Source organism: Pseudomonas sp. ICMP 8385, assembly GCF_002699915.1.
In the GTDB taxonomy this organism is placed as follows: Bacteria; Pseudomonadota; Gammaproteobacteria; order Pseudomonadales; family Pseudomonadaceae; genus Aquipseudomonas; species Aquipseudomonas gessardii.
Genome location: NZ_LKBY01000091.1, coordinates 35,881 through 55,946, shown reverse-complemented (window position 1 = coordinate 55,946; position 20,066 = coordinate 35,881). Strand labels below are relative to the sequence as shown.

19 protein-coding genes are annotated in these 20,066 nt (G+C 60.7%); 9 read left to right on the top strand and 10 right to left on the bottom strand.

From position 1 onward, the window contains the following. Positions 1-9: 9 nt before the first annotated feature. The 4 genes from AO268_RS09915 to AO268_RS09900 form a co-directional block, all read right to left on the bottom strand. A complete protein-coding gene (locus tag AO268_RS09915; RefSeq protein ID WP_099168577.1) occupies positions 10-978 on the bottom strand; it encodes a sulfonate ABC transporter substrate-binding protein in 969 nt (322 codons plus the stop codon). Between the two features lie 93 nt (positions 979-1,071). Continuing rightward, positions 1,072-1,665 (bottom strand): NADPH-dependent FMN reductase, encoded by a 594-nt coding sequence (gene ssuE / locus AO268_RS09910; protein WP_076963647.1) that lies wholly within the window; start codon positions 1,663-1,665, stop codon positions 1,072-1,074. 315 nt (positions 1,666-1,980) lie between these two features. Further along, the gene (locus AO268_RS09905; RefSeq protein WP_029289478.1) at positions 1,981-2,619 is read right to left on the bottom strand and encodes a peroxiredoxin; all 639 of its coding nucleotides are present in this window, start codon (positions 2,617-2,619) and stop codon (positions 1,981-1,983) included. A 274-nt stretch (positions 2,620-2,893) separates the two neighbouring features. Then, positions 2,894-4,219, bottom strand: a complete 1,326-nt coding sequence (locus AO268_RS09900) for an OprD family porin (protein ID WP_099168576.1) — start codon at positions 4,217-4,219, stop codon at positions 2,894-2,896. Positions 4,220-4,588: 369 nt separating this feature from the next. On the opposite strand from AO268_RS09900, the gene tauA reads away from it, so the two are divergent. Beyond that, on the top strand, positions 4,589-5,575 hold the full coding sequence (gene tauA / locus AO268_RS09895; protein WP_099168575.1) for a taurine ABC transporter substrate-binding protein: 987 nt from the start codon (positions 4,589-4,591) through the stop codon (positions 5,573-5,575). A gap of 56 nt (positions 5,576-5,631) precedes the next feature. On the opposite strand, the gene argA is transcribed toward tauA, so the two are convergent. Both argA and argE read right to left on the bottom strand, forming a co-directional pair. After that, complete coding sequence (gene argA / locus AO268_RS09890) at positions 5,632-6,930, bottom strand: amino-acid N-acetyltransferase (protein ID WP_032858930.1); 1,299 nt, start codon at positions 6,928-6,930, stop codon at positions 5,632-5,634. A 135-nt stretch (positions 6,931-7,065) separates the two neighbouring features. Beyond that, positions 7,066-8,214, bottom strand: coding sequence for an acetylornithine deacetylase (gene argE / locus AO268_RS09885; protein ID WP_076963644.1), 1,149 nt, complete (start codon positions 8,212-8,214; stop codon positions 7,066-7,068). Positions 8,215-8,374: 160 nt separating this feature from the next. Between argE and AO268_RS09880 the strand changes: the two genes are divergently transcribed. Further along, positions 8,375-9,742 (top strand): CYTH domain-containing protein, encoded by a 1,368-nt coding sequence (locus AO268_RS09880; protein WP_099168574.1) that lies wholly within the window; start codon positions 8,375-8,377, stop codon positions 9,740-9,742. A 250-nt stretch (positions 9,743-9,992) separates the two neighbouring features. On the opposite strand, the gene AO268_RS09875 is transcribed toward AO268_RS09880, so the two are convergent. Next, a complete protein-coding gene (locus AO268_RS09875; RefSeq protein ID WP_076963642.1) occupies positions 9,993-10,463 on the bottom strand; it encodes an Lrp/AsnC family transcriptional regulator in 471 nt (156 codons plus the stop codon). 127 nt (positions 10,464-10,590) lie between these two features. On the opposite strand from AO268_RS09875, the gene AO268_RS09870 reads away from it, so the two are divergent. From AO268_RS09870 to AO268_RS09840, 7 genes are all read left to right on the top strand, one after another. Beyond that, the gene (locus AO268_RS09870) at positions 10,591-10,926 is read left to right on the top strand and encodes a hypothetical protein (protein WP_076963641.1); all 336 of its coding nucleotides are present in this window, start codon (positions 10,591-10,593) and stop codon (positions 10,924-10,926) included. A gap of 84 nt (positions 10,927-11,010) precedes the next feature. Continuing rightward, positions 11,011-12,762, top strand: coding sequence for a GspE/PulE family protein (locus AO268_RS09865; protein WP_099168696.1), 1,752 nt, complete (start codon positions 11,011-11,013; stop codon positions 12,760-12,762). Between the two features lie 73 nt (positions 12,763-12,835). Beyond that, positions 12,836-13,756, top strand: coding sequence for an SPFH domain-containing protein (locus AO268_RS09860; RefSeq protein WP_027608388.1), 921 nt, complete (start codon positions 12,836-12,838; stop codon positions 13,754-13,756). Positions 13,757-13,766: 10 nt separating this feature from the next. After that, complete coding sequence (locus AO268_RS09855; protein ID WP_076963640.1) at positions 13,767-14,213, top strand: NfeD family protein; 447 nt, start codon at positions 13,767-13,769, stop codon at positions 14,211-14,213. A gap of 69 nt (positions 14,214-14,282) precedes the next feature. After that, positions 14,283-14,600 (top strand): DUF2388 domain-containing protein, encoded by a 318-nt coding sequence (locus AO268_RS09850; protein ID WP_076963639.1) that lies wholly within the window; start codon positions 14,283-14,285, stop codon positions 14,598-14,600. 188 nt (positions 14,601-14,788) lie between these two features. After that, a complete protein-coding gene (locus tag AO268_RS09845; RefSeq protein ID WP_076963638.1) occupies positions 14,789-15,454 on the top strand; it encodes an outer membrane protein in 666 nt (221 codons plus the stop codon). A gap of 120 nt (positions 15,455-15,574) precedes the next feature. After that, complete coding sequence (locus tag AO268_RS09840; RefSeq protein WP_099168573.1) at positions 15,575-16,714, top strand: DegT/DnrJ/EryC1/StrS family aminotransferase; 1,140 nt, start codon at positions 15,575-15,577, stop codon at positions 16,712-16,714. A gap of 42 nt (positions 16,715-16,756) precedes the next feature. On the opposite strand, the gene gcvH is transcribed toward AO268_RS09840, so the two are convergent. The 3 genes from gcvH to AO268_RS09825 form a co-directional block, all read right to left on the bottom strand. Next, complete coding sequence (gcvH, locus tag AO268_RS09835; protein WP_099168572.1) at positions 16,757-17,140, bottom strand: glycine cleavage system protein GcvH; 384 nt, start codon at positions 17,138-17,140, stop codon at positions 16,757-16,759. A 52-nt stretch (positions 17,141-17,192) separates the two neighbouring features. Next, complete coding sequence (gene gcvT / locus AO268_RS09830) at positions 17,193-18,275, bottom strand: glycine cleavage system aminomethyltransferase GcvT (RefSeq protein ID WP_099168571.1); 1,083 nt, start codon at positions 18,273-18,275, stop codon at positions 17,193-17,195. A 156-nt stretch (positions 18,276-18,431) separates the two neighbouring features. Next, on the bottom strand, positions 18,432-20,048 hold the full coding sequence (locus tag AO268_RS09825; protein ID WP_076963634.1) for an ABC transporter permease: 1,617 nt from the start codon (positions 20,046-20,048) through the stop codon (positions 18,432-18,434). Positions 20,049-20,066 lie beyond the last annotated feature (18 nt).

Genomic DNA, 20,066 nt, shown 5'->3' with positions numbered 1-20,066 from the left:
GAAGTCGGATTACGGCGCTTTGGCCACGGTCGCAGGTGGGGTCCAGATCACGTCCTTGATGCTCAAGGGCTTGGGAATCAATTTGAGCTGGTAGAAGGTGTCGGCGATTTTCTGCTGGGCGGCGACCACTGCCGGGGTCAGGAACAGCGCGCCATAGCCCTGGCGTTTCACCGATGTCAGGGTGATGTCAGTCGGCAGGCCGAGCAGCGGTGCGACTTGTTCGGTGACTTGCTGGGGGTTGGCCTTGGACCATTCGCCCACGGCGCGCACTTCTTCCACCAAGGCCTTGAGCACCTGCGGGTGTTTCTCGGTGTAAGGCTTGGTGGCCAGGTAGAACTGATGGTTGTCGGCAATGCCGGTGGCGTCACGCAACGTGCGGGCTTGCAACTGCTTCTCGGCAGCCGCCTGGTACGGGTCCCAGATCACCCAGGCATCGACACTGCCCCGCTCGAAGGCGGCACGGGCGTCGGCGGGCGGCAGGAACACGGTCTGTACATCGGTGTATTTCAGGCCGGCATCTTCCAGGGCGCGCACCAGCAGGTAATGCACATTGGAGCCTTTATTGAGCACGACTTTCTTGCCCTTGAGCCCGGCCACCGATGTGATCGGCGAGTCCTTGGGCACCAGGATGGCTTCGCTGGTCGGCGCTGGCGGTTCATAGGCGACATAGAGCAGGTCGGCGCCGGCGGCCTGGGCAAACACTGGCGGGGTCTCGCCGGTGACGCCAAAGTCGATGGAGCCGACATTCAGCCCTTCAAGCAACTGCGGGCCGCCGGGGAACTCGGTCCACTGCACGTTCACGCCCTGCTCAGCCAGGCGTTTTTCCAGGGTGCCCTTGGCCTTGAGCAGCACCAGGGTGCCGTACTTCTGATAGCCGATCCGCAGGGTTTCGGCCGCTTGAGCTTGAACAATGGCGCCGAAGGACACAGCCGCAGCAAACAGTGCGACCAGGCCCCGACGCAAGATGACAGTGCGCATGGCGCTCTCCATATTGACGATAAGGGTTGTGGCTGCACCTGCTTGGCCGTTGGCGGCGAAGTAAGGTGAGGGTTTCTTACATTAGGGTTCGGCTTAGATGCTCCAGCGAGCACTCAACAAACGTTCATTCAACACATGGGGGTCCAGCGGTTGTGGGCGGCGGGCCATGGCGCTGTAGAACTGCTCCAGGGCTTCGCTCAGGCGTTGTTCCAGGATCGGCAGCAACTGCGCCTGGGCACTGCCTTCGCCATAGGCAATCTGACTGTCTTCGGCAAAAATCCCGTGCAGCAGCTCCTGGGCTTTGAGCGCCGACAGCACGGGCTTCAAGGCGTAATCCACCGCCAACATATGGGCAATGCTGCCACCGGTGGCCATAGGCAATACCACCTTGTGGGCCAGGGCCCGTTCCGGCAGCAGGTCGAGGACGGTTTTCAACGCGCCGGAAAACGAAGCCTTGTACACCGGCGTAGCGATCAGCAAACCATCGGCATTGGCCACCTGGGCCAGCAGGTCGAGGACCTTGGGGCTGTCAAAGCGGGCATACAGCAAATCTTCGGCCGGGAAGTCCCGTATCTGATAACTCACCACTTCCACGCCTTGCTGCTGCAGCCAGCGCCGGGAATGATCCAGCAGCACCCCGGAGCGGGAGCGTTGGCTGGGACTGCCACCAAGTGTTACGACCAGCATCGGGGAGGTTCCTTGAGCAAGTGTCGGCGGTTCGCGGTGTGGCGATGGCGCCAAGATGGAACAGACCTTATCAGCAGATTTATATATCTATAAATCTTATTTATTCATTTGTTTATTCTTAAATTGCATATGAGAAAGAGCATTCGGAGGGCGAAAAAAAAGGCCGTCGAAACGGCCTGAAAACCCCTGCTAGGTGAGTCGCTCCTCATGCAATGTTTGCAGCGTTTGTACTGACGCCATCGCGGGCAAGCCCGCTCCCACAGGGGAATGCGGTCAACTGTGGGAGCGGGCTTGCCCGCGATGGCGATGTCAGCTTTAGCGGTTGGGCTGCGGGGTCAGCCGCAGATACGGCTTCACCGCACGATAGCCCTTGGGAAAGCGTTTCTTGATCTCGTCCTCATCCTTGAGCGACGGCACGATCACCACTTCATCACCGTCCTGCCAGTTGGCCGGGGTGGCGACCTTGTAGTTGTCGGTCAGCTGCAACGAGTCGATGACCCGCAGGATTTCATGGAAGTTGCGCCCGGTGCTGGCCGGGTAGGTGATGGTCAGGCGAATTTTTTTGTTCGGGTCGATCACGAACAGCGAACGCACGGTAAGGGTGTCGTTGGCATTGGGGTGAATCAGGTCGTACAGGTCCGAGACCTTGCGGTCGGCATCGGCCAGGATCGGGAAGTTGACGAGGGTGTTCTGGGTTTCGTTGATGTCCTCGATCCACTTGTGGTGGGAGTCCACCGGGTCTACCGACAGGGCAATGGCCTTGACCCCACGCTTGGCGAATTCGTCCTTGAGCTTGGCAGTAAAGCCCAGTTCGGTGGTGCACACCGGGGTGAAGTCCGCCGGATGGGAAAACAACACGCCCCAGCTATCGCCCAGCCACTCGTGGAAGCGAATCTTGCCGGCGCTGGAATCCTGTTCAAAGTCGGGGGCGATATCGCCCAGTCTGAGGCTCATGGTGTGGCTCCTGATGAGTGCTTATGGAGCCCACTGTGCCTGCGCTGCTGGATTTTTTAAAAGAATAAATATCGATTTATTTAGACGATATAGGAATATTAAAAATCTGTTCACTGGACCGTGGAAAAGACCCAGGCCAACATGCCACCCAAGGCTCGAGAAGGCCTTGAGACACGGTAAAAAGAGGGTTCAGGAAGGGCTGCGGGGGCTGGGCCCGACTTGTGCAGACAAAAAAAACCTCGCGGTAAACGCGAGGTTTTTTTATGCGCTTGGCTTACAGGAAGCTGTAAGTGTAGTTAAAGATCAGACGAGTCTGATCCTGGTCCTGAATGCCGGTACCGCTGCCGCGATAGGCACCATGACGCAGTGTGGTGCCAAAGCCTTTAAGCGCGCCCGACTGAATGGTGTAGTCGATACGCATATCGCGTTCCCACTCAGACTGGTCACTGCCACCGTTCTTGGCTTTGATGTTGTCGCCACGCAGGTAAGCAATCGAGGTTTTCAAACCTGGAACGCCCAAGACAGCGAAGTCATAGGAGTACTGACCGAAGGTGGTGTTTTCACCTGCACGTACGAAGGAGTTGATCATGCTATCGGTGAAGAGGTAGAAGCTGGAACCACCGGCACCTTCGTTACGACCATTACCGTCGACAACACCGCCCTGGTTCAACCAGACGAAGCCACCGTCGTCATTGACACGCTGGTGCCCGAGCATGAACGCGCTGCCACCCAGGGAGTAGGTAAACATGGCGCTCCAGGTTTTGTTATTAACCTCGCCAGCATCCTTCGCGTAACCACCATTGTTGTTGAACTGGTAGCCCGCCTGGCCATTCTTACCGTCGGAGCTACTGTCAAAGTAGCGCAGGTCGGTTTTGAACGACTGACCTTCTGTGATCGGGTAGACGTGAACCAGACCCAGGAAGTGTTGCTTATAGAAGTCTTCCAGGTTGGCGTAGTAGTACTGCAATGTCAGGTCTTTGGTGACTTTCCAATCAGCACCGCCAAAGCGGAACTTGTTGCTTTCCTGGCTGGCGCCGGCCACAGACAGGCCCGTGCTGTTGGTCGAAGCACGCCCGGTGGCGTGCTCAAGTTGGCCGCCGTTAAACGTAACGTTGTCGATTTCTTTAGAGGTGACGGTGCCGCCCTCGAAGGTCTGTGGCAACAGACGACCGTCACTGGCAATCAGAATCGGCAGGTTTGGCGCCAGAGCGCCACCCAGATGGGCTTCTGTCTTGGAGAAGCGGGCCTTGACATTGGCGCTTGCGCTGCTCCAGTTGCTTACAGCAGAGCCGTCGGTGTCGCTGGGTACAAAGGAGTTGTTGTCTGGGTGATGACCACGGCCACCATCCAGGTGGATACCGACCAGTGCCTGAGCATCAATACCAAAACCAACGGTGCCTTGAGTGAAACCAGACTGGTAGTTGAACTTCAGGCCAGTGGCCGTTTCGCGTTGGTCCGCCCCACCTTCGCGCTGGTCGTTATCAAAATACAGGGTCCGGGAACTGACAGTTGCCTTGCTGTCCTCAAGGAAACCCGCGGCGCCGGCTTGTTGAGCCAGAACCCCAGCTGCAACGGCGATCGCCAATGTGTACTTCTTCATATTTCGCTCCTCTGATTTCTAATTTTTGTAGTTCTTTGGTCTCGGGTCTGACGCCCTCGATCCATAGATGCGCGATTAGCGCCAGATCATGACTGACAAGTCAATCGTAACCTTGTGTGTCTACTACCTTCGTCTAATCGCAGTTGATTGAATCTCTACAGGTTAATGAGTTTTTCATACACCCAAAAAGAATTATTTCATCCTTTTTCATACTATTCAGGAATAACACTTTCCATGGAGCCACCAGCCCGCAGCGGGGTATCGCTCCATAAGCTAATTCCTAAAGGGTATTTATTGGCCGTTTTTTAGATCGTTTAGTGTGAGCAAAATCTTGCACACGTCACTCACGATCAAAAAGGCGACGCCATCATGGCCAAACGCGCATCCTCTAGTCAATTTGTTACAGTTTTACTGTCAGTTACACTTTCTTTTGGCGTGCAGGCAGCCAACCTCACCATCGGCTACCAGACCGGCGTCGACCCAAGCAAAGTGCCCCAGGCCGACGGTCTTTACGAGCAAGCCATCGGCGAGAACATCGACTGGCGCCGCTTCAACAGCGGCCCGGACGTGATCAGCGCAATGGCCTCCGGCGATGTGCAGATCGGCAACCTCGGTTCCAGCCCGTTGGCCGCCGCCGCATCCCGCAATCTACCCATCGTAGCGTTCATCGTATCGGCTCAGATCAACAGTTCTGAAGCGTTGGTAGTGCGTAACGACAGCCAAATTGACGCACCCAAGGACCTGATCGGCAAAACCATTGCGACACCTTTTGTCTCCACATCCCACTACAGCCTGCTCGGGGCCTTGAAACACTGGGGCCTGGACACCCGCCAGGTGAAAGTGGTGAACCTGCAGCCGGCACAAATTGCCGCAGCCTGGAAACGCGGGGATATCGACGGGGCTTTTGTCTGGTCGCCTGCCCTGGGGGAAATCCGCAAAACTGGTAAGACGTTGACCGATGCGGCCGAGGTGGGCCAATGGGGCGCGCCGACCTTCGAGGTGTGGGTGGCGCGCAAGGACTTTGCCGAGAAACATCCTGAGGTCGTGGCCAAGTTTGCCAAGGTCACCCTGGATTCGTTTGCCGAGTATGCGGCGCACAAATCCGAGTGGACGGTGGATTCGGTGCCGGTACAGAAGATCGCCCGGTTGACCGGGGCAAACGCTGCGGATATCCCGGAACTGCTGGAGGGCAGCACATTCCCGGATGTCCGGGCGCAGCAAACTGAGGCCTTGCTCAATGGTGGGACGGCCAGGTCCATTGGGGAAACAGCGAAATTTCTCAAGGAACAAGGGAAGGTAGAGACAGTGCTACCAGACTATTCGGCCTATGTGACCGGAAAATTCATCAAGGAATAAACCCGGACAAAAATGTGGGAGCTGGCTTGCCTGCTCCCACACTAGATGTGTGGCGCCTATAGGGTCTTCTCGAAGATCTTTGAATTACGCTGGAAGTTGTACAGCGAAGCCCGCGCCGACGGCAGGCGGTCTACGCTGCTCGGTACAAAGCCGCGCTCGCGGAACCAGTGGGCGGTGCGGGTCGTCAACACGAACAGGGTCTTCAAGCCTTGGGTGCGGGCGCGGGTTTCGATGCGCTCGAGCAGCTCATCGCCACGCCCGCCATGGCGATATTCCGGGTTGACCGCCAGGCACGCCAGCTCACCCGCGTCCGAATCGGCAATCGGGTACAACGCGGCGCAGGCGATGATCATGCCTTCGCGCTCCACCACGCTGAACTGCTCGATTTCCCGCTCCAGCACTTCCCGCGAGCGACGCACCAGGATCCCCTGCTCTTCCAGCGGGCTGATCAGGTCCAGCAAGCCGCCGACATCTTCAATCGCCGCCTCGCGCACCAGCTCGAACTGTTCCTGGGCCACCAGCGTACCGCCGCCGTCCCGGGTAAAGAGTTCGGTCAGCAGTGCACCATCCTCGACATAACTGACGATATGGCTGCGCCCCACGCCCCCACGGCAGGCCTCGGCCGCCGCATCCAGCAGTTCGGCCTGGTAGTTGTTGCCCAGGCGTTGCAGGTGCGCCGGCACTTGCTGCGGGCGCAGTTCGCGCACCAGCCGGCCGTTTTCGTCGATCAGGCCCAGGTCGGCGCCAAACAGCAGCAGCTTGTCGGCGCCCAGGTCGATGGCGGCGCGGGTGGCCACGTCTTCACAGGCCAGGTTGAAAATCTCCCCGGTCGGCGAATAGCCCAGGGGCGACAGCACCACGATGGAGCGCTCGTCCAGCAGGCGGTTGATGCCCTTGCGGTCGACCCGGCGTACTTCGCCGGTGTGGTGGTAGTCGATGCCGTCCAGCACGCCGATGGGCCGTGCGGTCACCAGGTTGCCACTGGCCACCCGCAGGCGCGAGCCCTGCATCGGCGAAGAGGCCATGTCCATGGACAGCCGCGCTTCGATGGCGATGCGCAGGTGGCCGACCGCATCGATCACGCACTCCAGGGTCGCCGCATCGGTAATGCGCATGCCGTCGTGGTAATGCGGGGTCAGGCCGCGAGCGGCGAGGCGGGTTTCGATTTGCGGGCGCGAGCCGTGCACCAGCACCAGGCGCACGCCGAGGCTGTGCAGCAGCACCAGGTCATGGACGATATTGCCGAAGTTGGGGTGATCCACCCCATCGCCCGGCAGCATGACCACAAAGGTGCAGTCACGGTGGGCATTGATGTAGGGCGAAGCGTGACGAAGCCAATTGACGTATTCGGGCATAACACCTGGGCCTGTAATAAAAAGCAGCCAAAAAAGGATGAATCGCTAAACGCACAGCGGGCTGATGGTTATCGTCGGAACAGGCTTGGCGACACGCTCGCTCTCCTTCTATGTACGGGGTGCAATGGGGTTAATTTATGCGGGCTTGAGGCAGTAGTGTTCAATCAATTCCCGCAATAGACGCACTGTAGGCGTCAAGCGTGACATTTCTAGGTACTCGCCCGGTTGATGGGCGCAGGCGATGTCGCCGGGGCCGAGCACCAGGGTTTCGCAACCCAGGCGCTGAAGATAAGGCGCTTCAGTGCCGAACGCTACTGCTTCAGCACGATGGCCGGTCAAACGCTCCGCGACCCGCACCAGCTCGGCGTCTTCGGGCTGCTCGAAGGGTGGCACTTCGGGGAACAGCGGCGCGTAGTCGATCTGCACCTGGTGGCGCTCGGCGATGGGCGTCAATTTCTGGCGAATGGCCTCGCGCAACACCTGGGGGTCCATGCCGGGCAAGGGCCGCAGGTCGAACTCCAGGGAGCACTGGCCGCAAATGCGGTTGGGGTTGTCGCCGCCGTGGATGCAGCCAAAATTCAAGGTCGGCTGGGGCACGCTGAACTGAGGGTTGCGATACTCCCGCTGCCAGGCCAGACGCAGGCCGCGCAGCTCGCCCATGGCGTCATGCATGGCTTCGAGGGCGCTGTGGCCCAGGCTCGGGTCCGACGAATGGCCGCTGCGCCCGAGGATATCGATGCGCTCCATCATCACGCCCTTATGCAGGCGGATCGGCTTGAGGCCCGTGGGCTCGCCAATCACCGCCGCGCGGCCCAGGGGGCGACCGGCCGCCGCCAGGGCGCGGGCGCCGGCCATGGAGCTTTCTTCATCACAGGTGGCGAGGATCAACAGCGGCTGCTTGAACGGTTGGTCCAGCAGCGGCAGCACCGCTTCGATGGCCAGCGCGAAAAAGCCTTTCATGTCGCAGCTACCCAGTCCTACCCAACGGCCATCCACTTCCGTCAACTTCAAAGGATCGGTCTGCCACAGCGCTTCATCGTACGGCACGGTATCACTGTGCCCCGCCAGCACCAGGCCACCGGGGCCGCTGCCGAAGCTGGCCAGCAGGTTGAATTTGCCGGGGCTGACCTGCTGGATATCGCAGGCAAACCCCAGGTCGCCCAGCCAGGTGGCAAGCAAGTCGATCACCGGGCGGTTGGTCTGGTCGAGAGACGCTTGGGTACAACTGACAGAGGGCGCGGCAACCAGGGCGGCAAACTGTTCTTTCATGGACGGTAAAGGCATACGCTGTCTCTCAACTTCCACGGATGAAACCCATCATAGAACCATCTACGCTGCACAATAAACCCGTTGCGGCACGTTGCCCGGCTCAGTCCTGTACACTGCACGACCTTGGCAGCCACCGATTCCCCCGGCTGCACTCCCGATCCTGGATGTTCCGGCCATGCAAAAAGAAACCGAAATCAAGCTGCGCGTCAGCCGCGAGACCCTCGTCGCGCTACGTGAGCACCCGCTCCTGAAAAAACGCAACAAAAGTGGCTGGGAACGCCGTGAGTTGATGAACCAGTACTTCGACACCCCCGAGCGCGACCTGGCCCAGGCCAAGGTTGCCCTGCGCCTGCGCAAGGATGGCGACGAAGTGATCCAGACCCTCAAGACCCGTGGCCACAGCGTTGCCGGCTTGTCGGAGCGCAATGAATACGACTGGAAACTGGCCAAGGCCAAGCTCGACGTGAAGAAACTCGACGGCGAATGCTGGCCCGAGCAACTGGCCGAGCTGGACAAAAAGACCCTCAAGCCGATCTTCACCACCGACTTCGTACGCGAACGTGCCGAGATCGCCTGGGGCCGTGGCAAGGCCAAGGTGGTGATCGAAGCCGCCCTGGACCTGGGCCAGGTGATTGTCGGCAAGCAGAAGGAAGAAATCTGCGAGCTGGAACTGGAACTGCGCGAAGGCGAGCCCGCCGCCCTGCTGGAGCTGGCGGCCGAACTGGCCCAGACCCTGGCGCTGATGCCGTGTGATATCAGCAAGGCCGAGCGCGGCTATCGCCTGTTCGACGCCAACAGCTACTCCCTGAGCCTGCCGGCCCCGCAACTGCAACCGCAAATGCCCCTGGATGACGTTTTCGCCGCGCTGACCTGGCATCTGCTGGGCAGCAGCCAGCGCCTGGCCGAGCAATATCGTTTCAACGGCCACTGGCGCCTGTTGCAGGACTGGGTAGAAAACCTCGCGCAAATGCGTGCCCTGATCGGCAGCCTCGGCCAGGCCGCGCCACGCCAGTCCACCAGCGAACTGCGCAGCGCCCTCGACGCCCTGCTGGAAGACTGGCGCCCGCTGGTCCAGGCCGGTGAAGACGATGAAGACGTGCGCAAGGCCGCGCCGGAACAGTTCCTCGAAGAATTGACCGACGTGCGCTGGGGCCTGTTCTCACTGAACACTTCACGCTGGCTGCTGGCCCGTACCTGGACCCTGGAGCGCAATGTGCGGGGCAACCGCCAGGGCGCCGCCCAGGTCGCCAACTGGTTGCCACGCCTGCTGGCCGACGAAGCCGTCGCCCTGCGCCTGCCACGCTACCAGCAACAGCCGGAAGACCTGGCCGAGCAACTGCCGCGTATCGAGCGCCTGCAGGCCTGGCTGCACCACGCCCGCCACCTGCTGGAGATCCCGGAGCTGGATCGTTTGTACGGTGAACTGAACAAGTTGGCGGCCCTGGCCAACCAGCCGATCACCGATGAGTCGCTGGATGCGCGGATGCACCAGGTGATTGCGGTGTATCAGAACCGGGCCTGGAAGACTTTGTTGCGCATGTAAGATTGCTATCGCGGGCAAGCCCTAATGCCAGTCAGTTAAGCGGATTCTGCTTTCTGTAGGAGCGAGCTTGCTCGCGAAGGACGTCAACGATAACGCGTGTTTGCTAGGTAAACGCGGCGCTCTCAAGTTCTTCGCGAGCAAGCTCGCTCCTACAAAAAGGCTTAACTGACTGGCATTAGGGCAAGCCCGCTCCCACAGGAAAATGCATTCCAATGTGGGAGCGGGCTTGCCCGCGATGACACCCGCACCCTCACCGCAACACTGGCAGGCTGGTGGTGGACTTGATCTCCGACAGCGCCACAATCGAATTAACCTCCTGTATCCCCGGCACCATCGACAGTTTCTCGAAGAAAAACCGCTCATATGCCTCGATATCCGAGGTGACAATGCGCAACAGAAAATCCACCGACCCCATCAGCACATAACACTCCAGCACTTGCGGGAAGCCGCGAATCGCCTCGGTGAATTCCGTGAAGTTGGAGCGCCCATGGGCGTTGAGTTTGACCTCGGCAAAGATCTGCGTGTTGAGGCCGATTTTCTTGCGGTCGAGCAATGTCACCTGGGCACGAATCACTCCCTCTTCCTTGAGCCGCTGGATCCGCCGCCAGCAGGGCGACTGCGACAGGCCGACCTGTTCGGCAATCTGCGCGCTGGAGAGCGATGCATCTTCCTGGAGCAACGCCAGAATCCGACGGTCGTAGACATCCAATTCACTGTGCATAAAAATACCTTTAAACCCAACTTCTGCGAATTGCCTTAGTCATTTATAAGGCATATCGCTCAAACATAGATAAAAAATACCCGCCACCCCATGTAAAAATTTCTCCAGTCAATTTTGGAGAACGGCCATGCATTCAGTCCCCGCCAGCCCCGCCACCCGCCTCGATGCCTGGGCCGTCAGCAACAGCCATTGCCAGGCGCGCTATCAGATCCTCGCCGAGGCCGAGCCCGATGTGCTGTGCCGCATCCTCAACTACTTCGCCTTGCAGTGCCTGGTGCCCCAACAAGTGAGCGTGACCCGCGACGATGACCTGCTGAACATCGACGTGGTGATGGATGGCCTGAGCTGGCACCGTGCCCAGGTGATCGGTGAAAAGCTTCGTAACTTGATCAGCGTGTGCTCGCTGGAACTGCAACCCGTTGAATCCACAAGGCTGCAAGCCGTACAGGCGGTGGCGCAGTAAAAGCCGGCAACAACCCTGGGGGCGACAGCGGCCAGGAGCGGACTAGCCTTGGCGCTACTGCTCGAAATCGCCCAGGAAACCGCCATGCCCGCTGTGCCAGAACACCAGGATCGCAGGCTTCGTCTCGACGACCTGCTGCCCGCCCTCACCGCCCACGGCCTGCTCGACCAGGCCCTGGCCGAGCGTTTGCGGCGCACTCCGGCGGGCGGCCTGCACCCGCTGGAGTTTCTCGCCAGCCAGGCCCTGCCCGACCCCGCCCGGCCCGGCCTGTCGCTGTCCCTGGAGCACCTGTCGGAGTGGCTCGCCAGTCATGTGGGGCAACCCTATCTACGCATCGACCCGCTGAATATCGATGTGGCGAGCGTGGTGCCGCTGATGTCCCATGCCTTCGCCCAGCGCCACCATATCCTTGCCGTCGCCCTTGATCGCGACAGCGTGACGGTGGCCAGTGCCGAGCCGTACCTGCGCGAGTGGGAAACAGGCCTGGCCCATGTGTTGAAGCGCTCGATCAAGCGCGTGGTGGCCAACCCCCAGGCGATCCGCCGTTGTACCCAGGAGTTCTTCCAGCTGGCCAGGTCGGTCAGCGGGGCCGATCAGGTCAACCCCGCTGCATCCCCTATGGAGACCCTACTCAGCCTCGGCGCCAGCGATCAGGAACCCGATGCCAACGACGCGCACATCGTCAATATTGTCGATTGGCTGCTGCAATTTGCCTTCGGCCAGCGCGCCAGCGATATCCATATCGAGCCTGGCGGCGACCAGGGCCGCGTGCGCTTGCGTATCGATGGGCTGCTGCACGATGTCTATCAGTTCCCGCCCCAGGTCACCACCGCCGTGGTCAGCCGCCTGAAAAGCCTCGGGCGGATGAATGTCGCCGAGAAGCGCAAACCCCAGGATGGCCGGGTCAAGACCAGGACCCCCACGGGTCTCGAAGTGGAACTGCGTCTTTCAACCCTGCCCACGGCCTTCGGCGAGAAACTGGTGATGCGGATTTTCGACCCTCAGGTCCTGCTCCAGGATTTCCAGCAACTGGGCCTTTCGGCCGATGACCTGCAGCGCTGGCGGCAAATGACCGGCCAGGCCAACGGCATCATCCTGGTCACCGGCCCTACCGGGTCGGGCAAGACCAGCACCCTCTATAGCACCCTGCGGCAACTGGCGACCCGAACGGTCAACCTGTGTACGGTGGAAGATCCCATCGAGATGGTGGAGCCGGCCTTCAACCAGATGCAGGTCCAGCACAATATCGACCTGACCTTTGCCAGCGGCATCCGCGCCCTGATGCGCCAGGACCCGGACATCATCATGATCGGCGAGATCCGCGACCTGGAAACCGCCGAAATGGCGATCCAGGCAGCCTTGACCGGCCACCTGGTGCTCTCGACCCTGCACACCAACGACGCCCCCAGCGCAGTCAGCCGCCTGCTGGAACTGGGCATTGCCCATTACCTGATCAAGGCCACCTTGCTTGGGGTCATGGCCCAGCGCCTGGTGCGGCGGTTATGCCCACAGTGTAAAAGCCCGGTGGCGTTGAACCAGGACGACTGGCACAGCGCCACCCAGTCCTGCATGCCGCCACCCGCCAGCGTCTACCGGGCCAATGGCTGCGCAGAGTGCCGGGACAGTGGCTATCGCGGGCGCGTCGGGGTCTACGAGATCATGCTGATGAATGACGCTGCCAGGGCCCTGGTCAGCGCCGACACCGACCTGCAGGCCTTGCGCCGCGAGGCGCTCAAGGGCGGTATGCACAGCCTGCGCCTGGCGGGTGCGCACAAGGTGGCTGCCGGGCTGACCACCCTCGAAGAAGTGTTGCGGGTCACCCCTGCGAACGAGTAAACCGTTCTTATCTGCGACAAGCCCGTTACAATCGACAGACCTCACGTTAGCCATCACCAGACAAGGAATCGTTATGCAGATCGGAACAGTGCTTCTCCTCTTCGTAGGCTTGGCCATCGCCATCCTGTTCATGGGCTTCAAGGTCGTGCCCCAGGGCTACCAGTGGACGGTGGAGCGCTTCGGCCGCTACACCAATACGCTCAAGCCTGGCCTGAATATCATCATCCCGGTGATGGACCGCATCGGGCGCAAGATCAACGTGATGGAAAGCGTGCTGGATATTCCGCCCCAGGAAGTGATCACCGCCGATAACGCCACGGTGCAGATCGACGCGGTGTGTTTCTTCCAGGTAGTGAACACCGCCCAGGCGGCCTACGAGGTCAACAACCTCGAACATGCGATCCGCAACCTGCTGCAAACCAATATCCGTACGGTGCTCGGTTCCATGGAGCTGGACGCCATGCTCAGCCAGCGCGACGGCATCAACGAAAAGCTGCTGCGCACGGTCGATGAAGCCACCGCGCCGTGGGGTATCAAGATCACCCGTATCGAGATCAAGGACATCAGCCCGCCTGCCGACCTGATGGCGGCCATGTCCGGCCAGATGAAAGCCGAGCGGATCAAGCGTGCCCAGATCCTGGAAGCCGAAGGCCTGCGCGCCTCCGCCATCCTGACCGCCGAAGGCAAGAAGCAGGCGCAGATCCTCGAGGCTGAAGGGGGGCGCCAGGCCGCGTTCCTCGAGTCCGAAGCCCGTGAACGGCAAGCCGAAGCCGAAGCCCGCGCCACCCAAGTGGTCTCGGAAGCGATTGCCACCGGTAATGTGCAGGCCATCAACTACTTTGTCGCGCAAAAATACATCGATGCCCTGGGCAAGCTGGCCTCGGCCAACAACAGCAAAGTGATCCTGATGCCGCTGGAGGCCAGCCAGGTCATCGGCGCAGTGGGCGGCATCGGCGAAATCGTCAAGGCCACCTTCGACAACAAGAAAGCCTGAGGCCCGCGCCATGTGGGAATTTTTGCAACACCTGTCGTTCTGGGATTGGCTGGCGCTGGGCACGGTGCTGTTGATTCTCGAAGTGTTTGGTGCCGGTGGCTATCTGCTGTGGATGGGGATCGCGGCGGCGGCCGTGGGCGTGCTCAAGTTCCTGATCCCGGGGCTTGGGCTGGAGCTGCAACTGCTGCTGTTTGCCGTGCTGTCCATCCTCACGGCGGTGTACTGGTGGAAGCGCCAGCGCAGCAGCGCCAAGGCCAGCGACCAGCCGGGCCTGAATATGCGGGGTTCGGAGCTGGTTGGCCGTACCTTTGTGGTGCACCAGGCAATTATCGATGGCCGGGGCAAGATCAAGGTCGGCGATGGGGTATGGATGGTCACCGGGCCTGATGCGCCTGTGGGGGCTCAAGTGCGGGTGGTTGGCCAGGACGGCGTGATTCTGCGGATCGAAACTGTTTAGGCCGCCACGGAACTAGGCTGGGTTATCGACAATCAAACAGTTCAGTTAACCCAGTCGGAGTCACCCATCATGCGTCTCAAATATGCTGTCGCCACCCTCGCCGTGCTGTCCCTCCCTGTTGGTTCAGCGATGGCCGACAGCTTCTGGCGTAATGTCATCTCATCGGGCGCCACTACCGGCTCGACCTACCTGACCTTCAAGGACCACAAGCTGGTCGTCGCCGCCCAGGACGACGCTGGCAGCTTCGTCGCCAGCGACGGTGGCATCCGTGGCCCTTACCTGGAAGCCGCCATGCAGAAAGTGCGTGCCGACCACCCAGGCCTGAAGGCCACGGACATGGAACTGGCCAACGCCATCCTGGCGAAAAACGCCATTGCTGCCGAGTAATACCGTCCAGTAAAAATGCCGCTTTTTAAAGCGGCATTTTTTTGCGTTTTTTTCCTACAAGCCGCACTGAATATTCAATAGACGCTTGCATCGACGTCGCCAACAAATGCCAGAGAAGTCCTGTTCAGACCAGGCACTCCCCGCCGCAAGCTATGGATTCCCTTCTTGGTGAAAGTGAATCAACAACCATGCAAAAGCTGCCTCTGACCCTGCTACTGGCCACGGTCGCAACCACCTCAGCCCAGGCGGAAGGCTGGTACGGTTCGGCAAAATTCAACAGCGCCCGTCAAAACCTCTCCAGCGCACTGCTGACCAGCCCGCGTGTTAACGAACGGGTCGATGCGCCAGACAACACCAAAACATTCACCCCGGCCTTCGCCGTGGGTTATGCCTTTATGGAGGGGTGGCGCCTGGAAGGTGAATACACCATGCCAAGCAACTCGACATTCAAATCCTATTGGGCGCCCTTCAACGCCAACGTCAACAGCCTCGACACCCATAGCCAACGCTTGATGCTCAATGGCTACAAGGATATCCCGCTCAACGATTGGCTTTCGTTTTATGGCATGGCCGGAGTGGGGCTGGCCCGTATCGACTCCGACGGTTACCAGACCAACGAAACCCGGCGCTTTGCCGGCAACCGCCAGCACAACTTTGCCTACAGCGTAGGTCTTGGGCTCGACGCCAAGGTCAGCGAAAAAGTGACCCTGGGCGTCGGCTATCGCTATGTGTCCATGGGTGATGTTGAAACGGGCTACAACACCTTCGCCAATCGTATAAACGCGCGGGATGAGCAGCTCAAAGGCAAGCTCAAGGAACAGAATCTCTTCCTTGAAGCCCGGGTTGCCTTCTAAGCACCATGGCTGACAATTCGTTCACAGGCGACAGGCTATATTCAGTCAGGCCGTGCAACCATACCGGCACTGATCTGCTTCTTTACTTATCGCCTATCTGAAACGGATGCTTTCAACATCATGAGCCAACTGCCTTTCCTGCCGTTTTCAAAACCTAGCATTGATGAAGCCACTATTGCGGCGGTTGGTGATGTGTTGCGTTCCGGCTGGATCACCAGCGGGCCCAAGGTGCAGGCGTTTGAAGCGCAATTGTCGGCCTATTTTGGCGGCCGGCCGGTACGTACCTTCAACTCCGGCACCTGCACCATGGAGATTGCCCTGCGCATCGCCGGTGTCGGGCCAGGGGATGAAGTGATCACCACGCCGATTTCCTGGGTGGCAACGGCCAACGTGATTCTGGAGGTCGGCGCCACGCCCGTGTTTGCCGATATTGACCCGGTGACCCGCAATATAGACCTGGCGCAACTGGAGGCGGCCATTACGCCGCGCACCAAGGCGATCATTCCGGTCTACCTGGCGGGCCTGCCGCTGGACATGCCGATGCTCTACGCGCTGGCCAACAAGTATGGGCTGCGGATCATCGAGGATGCCGCCCAGGCGCTGGGCTCCAGCTGGGATGGCCAGCGTATTGGTGCCACCGGGGATTTTGTCTCGTTCAGTTTCCAGGCCAACAAGAACATTACCTGCTCCGAAGGCGGCTGCCTGGTCTTGAACACCCCAGAAGAAGCACGCCTGGCAGAGAAGTACCGCCTGCAAGGCGTGACCCGCAGCGGGTTCGATGGCCTGGACGTGGATGTACTGGGCGGCAAGTTCAACATGACCGATATCGCCGCCGCCATCGGCCTGGGCCAGTTTGCCCATATCGAGCAGATCACCGCCCATCGGCAAGCGCTGGCCCGGCATTACTTCGAGTGCTTTGGCAACGATTTCGAGCACCTGTACGGCGCGCAACTGCCGCCTGCAGACTTTGAAAACAGCAACTGGCACCTGTTCCAGTTGGTGCTGCCCGAGCGCGCGGACGGCCTGCCGGCCCGTGCCACGTTCATGGAACAGATGCAGGCCCAGGGCGTGGGCATTGGCTATCACTACCCGCCGATCCACCTGCTGAGCCTGTATCGGGCACAGGGGTTCAAGGACGGCATGTTCCCGGTGGCGGAAAGAGTCGGGCGTTTGATTGTGTCGTTGCCGATGTTTACGGCGATGACCAAGGCGGATGTGGAGCGGGCGGTGGCGGCGGTGAAGCTGGTGCTCAAGCCTTGACCTTTGCAGGAGCCGGCAAGCCGGCTCCTGCAGCGGGCGCTGTTATTCGCCGATGGCGGCCTTGTAGCCAGCGGCATCCAGCAATTTTTCCAGGTCGGCGGTATCGCTTGGCTTGACCTTGAAGATCCAGGCCTCGTAGGGTTTTTCATTGAGCGACTCAGGGGCATCGGCCAACGCCTGGTTGACCGCAATCACTTCACCCGACACTGGCGAATAAATATCCGAAGCAGCCTTCACCGACTCTACTACGCCCGCAGCGTCGCCTGCGGCGAACACCTTGCCCACTTCCGCCAACTCAACAAAAACCACATCACCCAACGCTGACTGGGCGTGATCGGAGATCCCGACGGTCACGGTGCCATCCGCTTCCAGGCGTGCCCATTCGTGGCTTTCGGCAAAACGCAGTGCGGCAGGGATATCGCTCATAGTCTGTGTCCTCAAAAAGAAATGTCAGCGGCCATTGGCCCGCCAGAAAAGGTTAGATCAAGGTTTTGCCATGACGCACGAAGGTCGGCTTGACCACTCGCACCGGGTACCACTTTCCGCGAATCTCGACTTCGGCGCGGTCAGCGGTGGCCATCGGTACACGCGCCAGGGCAATGGATTTACTCAGCGTAGGAGAGAAACTACCACTGGTGATCTCTCCTTCGCCAACATCGGCGATACGAACCACTTGATGAGCGCGTAAAACCCCGCGCTCTTCCAGCACCAACCCCACCAACTTGAGCTGCACCCCGGCCGCCCGCTCGGCTTCCAGGGCGGCGCGCCCGATGAAGTCGCGGCTGGCAGGTTCCCAGGCGATGCTCCAGGCCATGTTGGCGGCCAACGGTGACACATTCAGGTGGATATCCTGGCCGTAGAGGTTCATGCCGGCCTCCAGGCGCAGGGTGTCGCGTGCGCCCAGGCCGATGGGCGAGATGCCCGCGCCCACCAGGTCGTTGAAAAACCCCGGGGCCTGGTCGGCAGGCAGGACGATTTCCAAGCCATCTTCGCCAGTATAGCCAGTACGTGCGATAAACCAGTCGCCGTCGGCACGGCCCTCGAAAGGCTTGAGCTGGTGGATCAACACACCGCGAGACTGGGTAACCAGCTCGGCAATTTTGTGCCGGGCGTGGGGGCCCTGGATCGCCAGCATGGCCAGGTCCGGGCGTTCGCGCATCAGTACCGGGTAGTTGCCCAGTTGGGCCTGCATCCAGGCGATATCCTGGTCGCGGGTGGCCGCATTGACCACCAGCCGGTAACCGTCTTCGGCGCGGTAGACAATCATGTCGTCCACCACCCCGCCCTGCTCGTTGAGCATGGCGCTGTACAACGCATGGCCGCAACCATGCAAACGATCGACATCATTGGCCAGCAGGTACTGCAGCCATTCCTTGGCCTGGGGGCCCGAAATATCGATCACGGTCATGTGGGAAACATCAAACACCCCACAGTCACGGCGCACCTGATGGTGCTCCTCGACTTGCGAGCCGTAGTGCAGAGGCATATCCCAACCGCCAAAATCGACCATCTTCGCGCCAAGGGCGAGATGCAGGTCATACAGAGGCGTACGCTGTCCCATGGGTTTCTCCTTCCGGGCGTGGCGAAGGTGCGGACGGTTGCCGTTCGGGCTACACACCTTGAAATACAAGGCCCGCAGCCACAATCAGCAACCCAGCCCGAAAGACGGGCCGCACCGAATGCCGCGCATTGTAGCCTCAAGCCGTAGGACTGGCACCTAACCGATTCGTCGGGCCGAACGTCGGATCAAACCGATGACCGGCAACAGGCCGACCAATACCAGGGTCAGGGCAGGCAAGGAGGCACGCGCCCACTCGCCCTCGCTGGTCATCTCAAAGATGCGTACCGCCAGCGTATCCCAGCCGAACGGGCGCATCAGCAGGGTCGCGGGCATTTCCTTGAGCACATCGACAAACACCAGCAAGGCCGCGCTCAAGGTGCCTGGCAGCAACAGCGGCAGATACACTTTGCAAAACAGTCGTGGCCCACTGACCCCAAGACTGCGCGCTGCCTCCGGCAACGACGGGCGGATGCGCGCCAGGCTGTTTTCCAGCGGGCCATAGGCCACGGCCAGGAAGCGCACCAGATAGGCCATCACCAGGGCCGACAGGCTGCCCAGCAACAAAGGCTTGCCCGCACCGCCCAACCAGCTGGAAACCGGGATCACCAGCTCGCGGTCCAGATAGCTGAACGCCAGCATGATCGACACTGCCAAGACCGACCCCGGCAAGGCGTAGCCCAGGTTGCCCAGGCTGATCCCGGAACGGATGGCCCGGGTCGGCGCCAGGCGGTTGGCGAAGGCCAACAGCAACGCGACGCTGACGGTGATCAACGCGGCCATGCCGCCCAGGTAGAGGGTATGCACAATCAGCCCGGCATAGCGCTCGTCGAGGTCGAAACGCCCGCGCTGCCAGAACCAGGCCAGCAGTTGGATCATCGGGATGACGAAGGCGCAGGCAAACACCAGGGCGCACCAGCCCGTGGCGGCGGCTGCCTTGAAGCCATGCAGGTGATACAGCGCCTTGCCCCGCGGTCGCTCATTGCCCGGGCGGCTGGCCCCCCGGGCCCGGCGTTCGCCGTAGAGCACCAGCATCACCACCAACAGCAGCAGGCTCGCCAGTTGCGCGGCGCTGGACAGGCTGAAAAAGCCATACCAGGTCTTGTAGATGGCGGTAGTAAAGGTATCGAAATTAAACACCGACACCGCGCCGAAATCCGCCAGGGTTTCCATCAACGCCAGGGCCACGCCGGCACCGACAGCCGGGCGCGCCATGGGCAGGGCCACCCGCCAGAAGGCCTGCCAGGGCGATTGACCCAGCACCCGCGCCGCTTCCATCAAGCCCTTGCCCTGGGCCAGGAAGGCGGTACGCGCCAGCAGGTAGACATAGGGATAGAACACCAGCACCAGCACGATGATCACGCCACTGGTCGAACGCACACGCGGCAGGCGCAGGCCCATGCCGAACCATTCGCGCAGCAGGGTTTGTACCGGCCCGGAGAAGTCCAGCAGGCCAACGAAGACAAATGCCAGGACATAGGCCGGGATGGCAAACGGCAGCATCAAGGCCCAATCCAGCCAGCGCCGGCCGGGGAACTCACAGAGGCTGGTCAGCCACGCCAGGCTCACGCCCAGCACCGTGACACCCACCCCGACGCCCAACACCAGGGTCAAGGTGTTGCCCAGCAGACGCGGCATCTGGGTGGCCCACAGGTGCGACCAGATTTGCGTATCGATGCTTTGCCAGGACAGCAGCAGGACGCTCAGCGGCAGCAGCACCAGGGCGGCGACAGTGAAGACCGGCAGGTACCAGCGGCGTTGGGCGGGGTGGGCCAAAAGGAATTCTCAAGCAGT

Bases quoted from the DNA above. Each gene is read 5' to 3' on its own strand.
- AO268_RS09915 (WP_099168577.1), bottom strand. From the start codon at position 978: ATGCGCACTGTCATCTTGCGTCGGGGCCTGGTCGCACTGTTTGCTGCG.
- AO268_RS09900 (WP_099168576.1), bottom strand. From the start codon at position 4,219: ATGAAGAAGTACACATTGGCGATCGCCGTTGCAGCTGGGGTTCTGGCT.
- AO268_RS09865 (WP_099168696.1), top strand. From the start codon at position 11,011: ATGCCCGCTGTGCCAGAACACCAGGATCGCAGGCTTCGTCTCGACGAC.
- AO268_RS09880 (WP_099168574.1), top strand. From the start codon at position 8,375: ATGCAAAAAGAAACCGAAATCAAGCTGCGCGTCAGCCGCGAGACCCTC.
- AO268_RS09845 (WP_076963638.1), top strand. From the start codon at position 14,789: ATGCAAAAGCTGCCTCTGACCCTGCTACTGGCCACGGTCGCAACCACC.
- gcvH (WP_099168572.1), bottom strand. From the start codon at position 17,140: ATGAGCGATATCCCTGCCGCACTGCGTTTTGCCGAAAGCCACGAATGG.
- argE (WP_076963644.1), bottom strand. From the start codon at position 8,214: ATGCCTTTACCGTCCATGAAAGAACAGTTTGCCGCCCTGGTTGCCGCG.
- AO268_RS09840 (WP_099168573.1), top strand. From the start codon at position 15,575: ATGAGCCAACTGCCTTTCCTGCCGTTTTCAAAACCTAGCATTGATGAA.
- AO268_RS09905 (WP_029289478.1), bottom strand. From the start codon at position 2,619: ATGAGCCTCAGACTGGGCGATATCGCCCCCGACTTTGAACAGGATTCC.
- AO268_RS09860 (WP_027608388.1), top strand. From the start codon at position 12,836: ATGCAGATCGGAACAGTGCTTCTCCTCTTCGTAGGCTTGGCCATCGCC.
- AO268_RS09875 (WP_076963642.1), bottom strand. From the start codon at position 10,463: ATGCACAGTGAATTGGATGTCTACGACCGTCGGATTCTGGCGTTGCTC.
- tauA (WP_099168575.1), top strand. From the start codon at position 4,589: ATGGCCAAACGCGCATCCTCTAGTCAATTTGTTACAGTTTTACTGTCA.
- argA (WP_032858930.1), bottom strand. From the start codon at position 6,930: ATGCCCGAATACGTCAATTGGCTTCGTCACGCTTCGCCCTACATCAAT.
- gcvT (WP_099168571.1), bottom strand. From the start codon at position 18,275: ATGGGACAGCGTACGCCTCTGTATGACCTGCATCTCGCCCTTGGCGCG.
- AO268_RS09850 (WP_076963639.1), top strand. From the start codon at position 14,283: ATGCGTCTCAAATATGCTGTCGCCACCCTCGCCGTGCTGTCCCTCCCT.
- AO268_RS09855 (WP_076963640.1), top strand. From the start codon at position 13,767: ATGTGGGAATTTTTGCAACACCTGTCGTTCTGGGATTGGCTGGCGCTG.
- AO268_RS09870 (WP_076963641.1), top strand. From the start codon at position 10,591: ATGCATTCAGTCCCCGCCAGCCCCGCCACCCGCCTCGATGCCTGGGCC.
- ssuE (WP_076963647.1), bottom strand. From the start codon at position 1,665: ATGCTGGTCGTAACACTTGGTGGCAGTCCCAGCCAACGCTCCCGCTCC.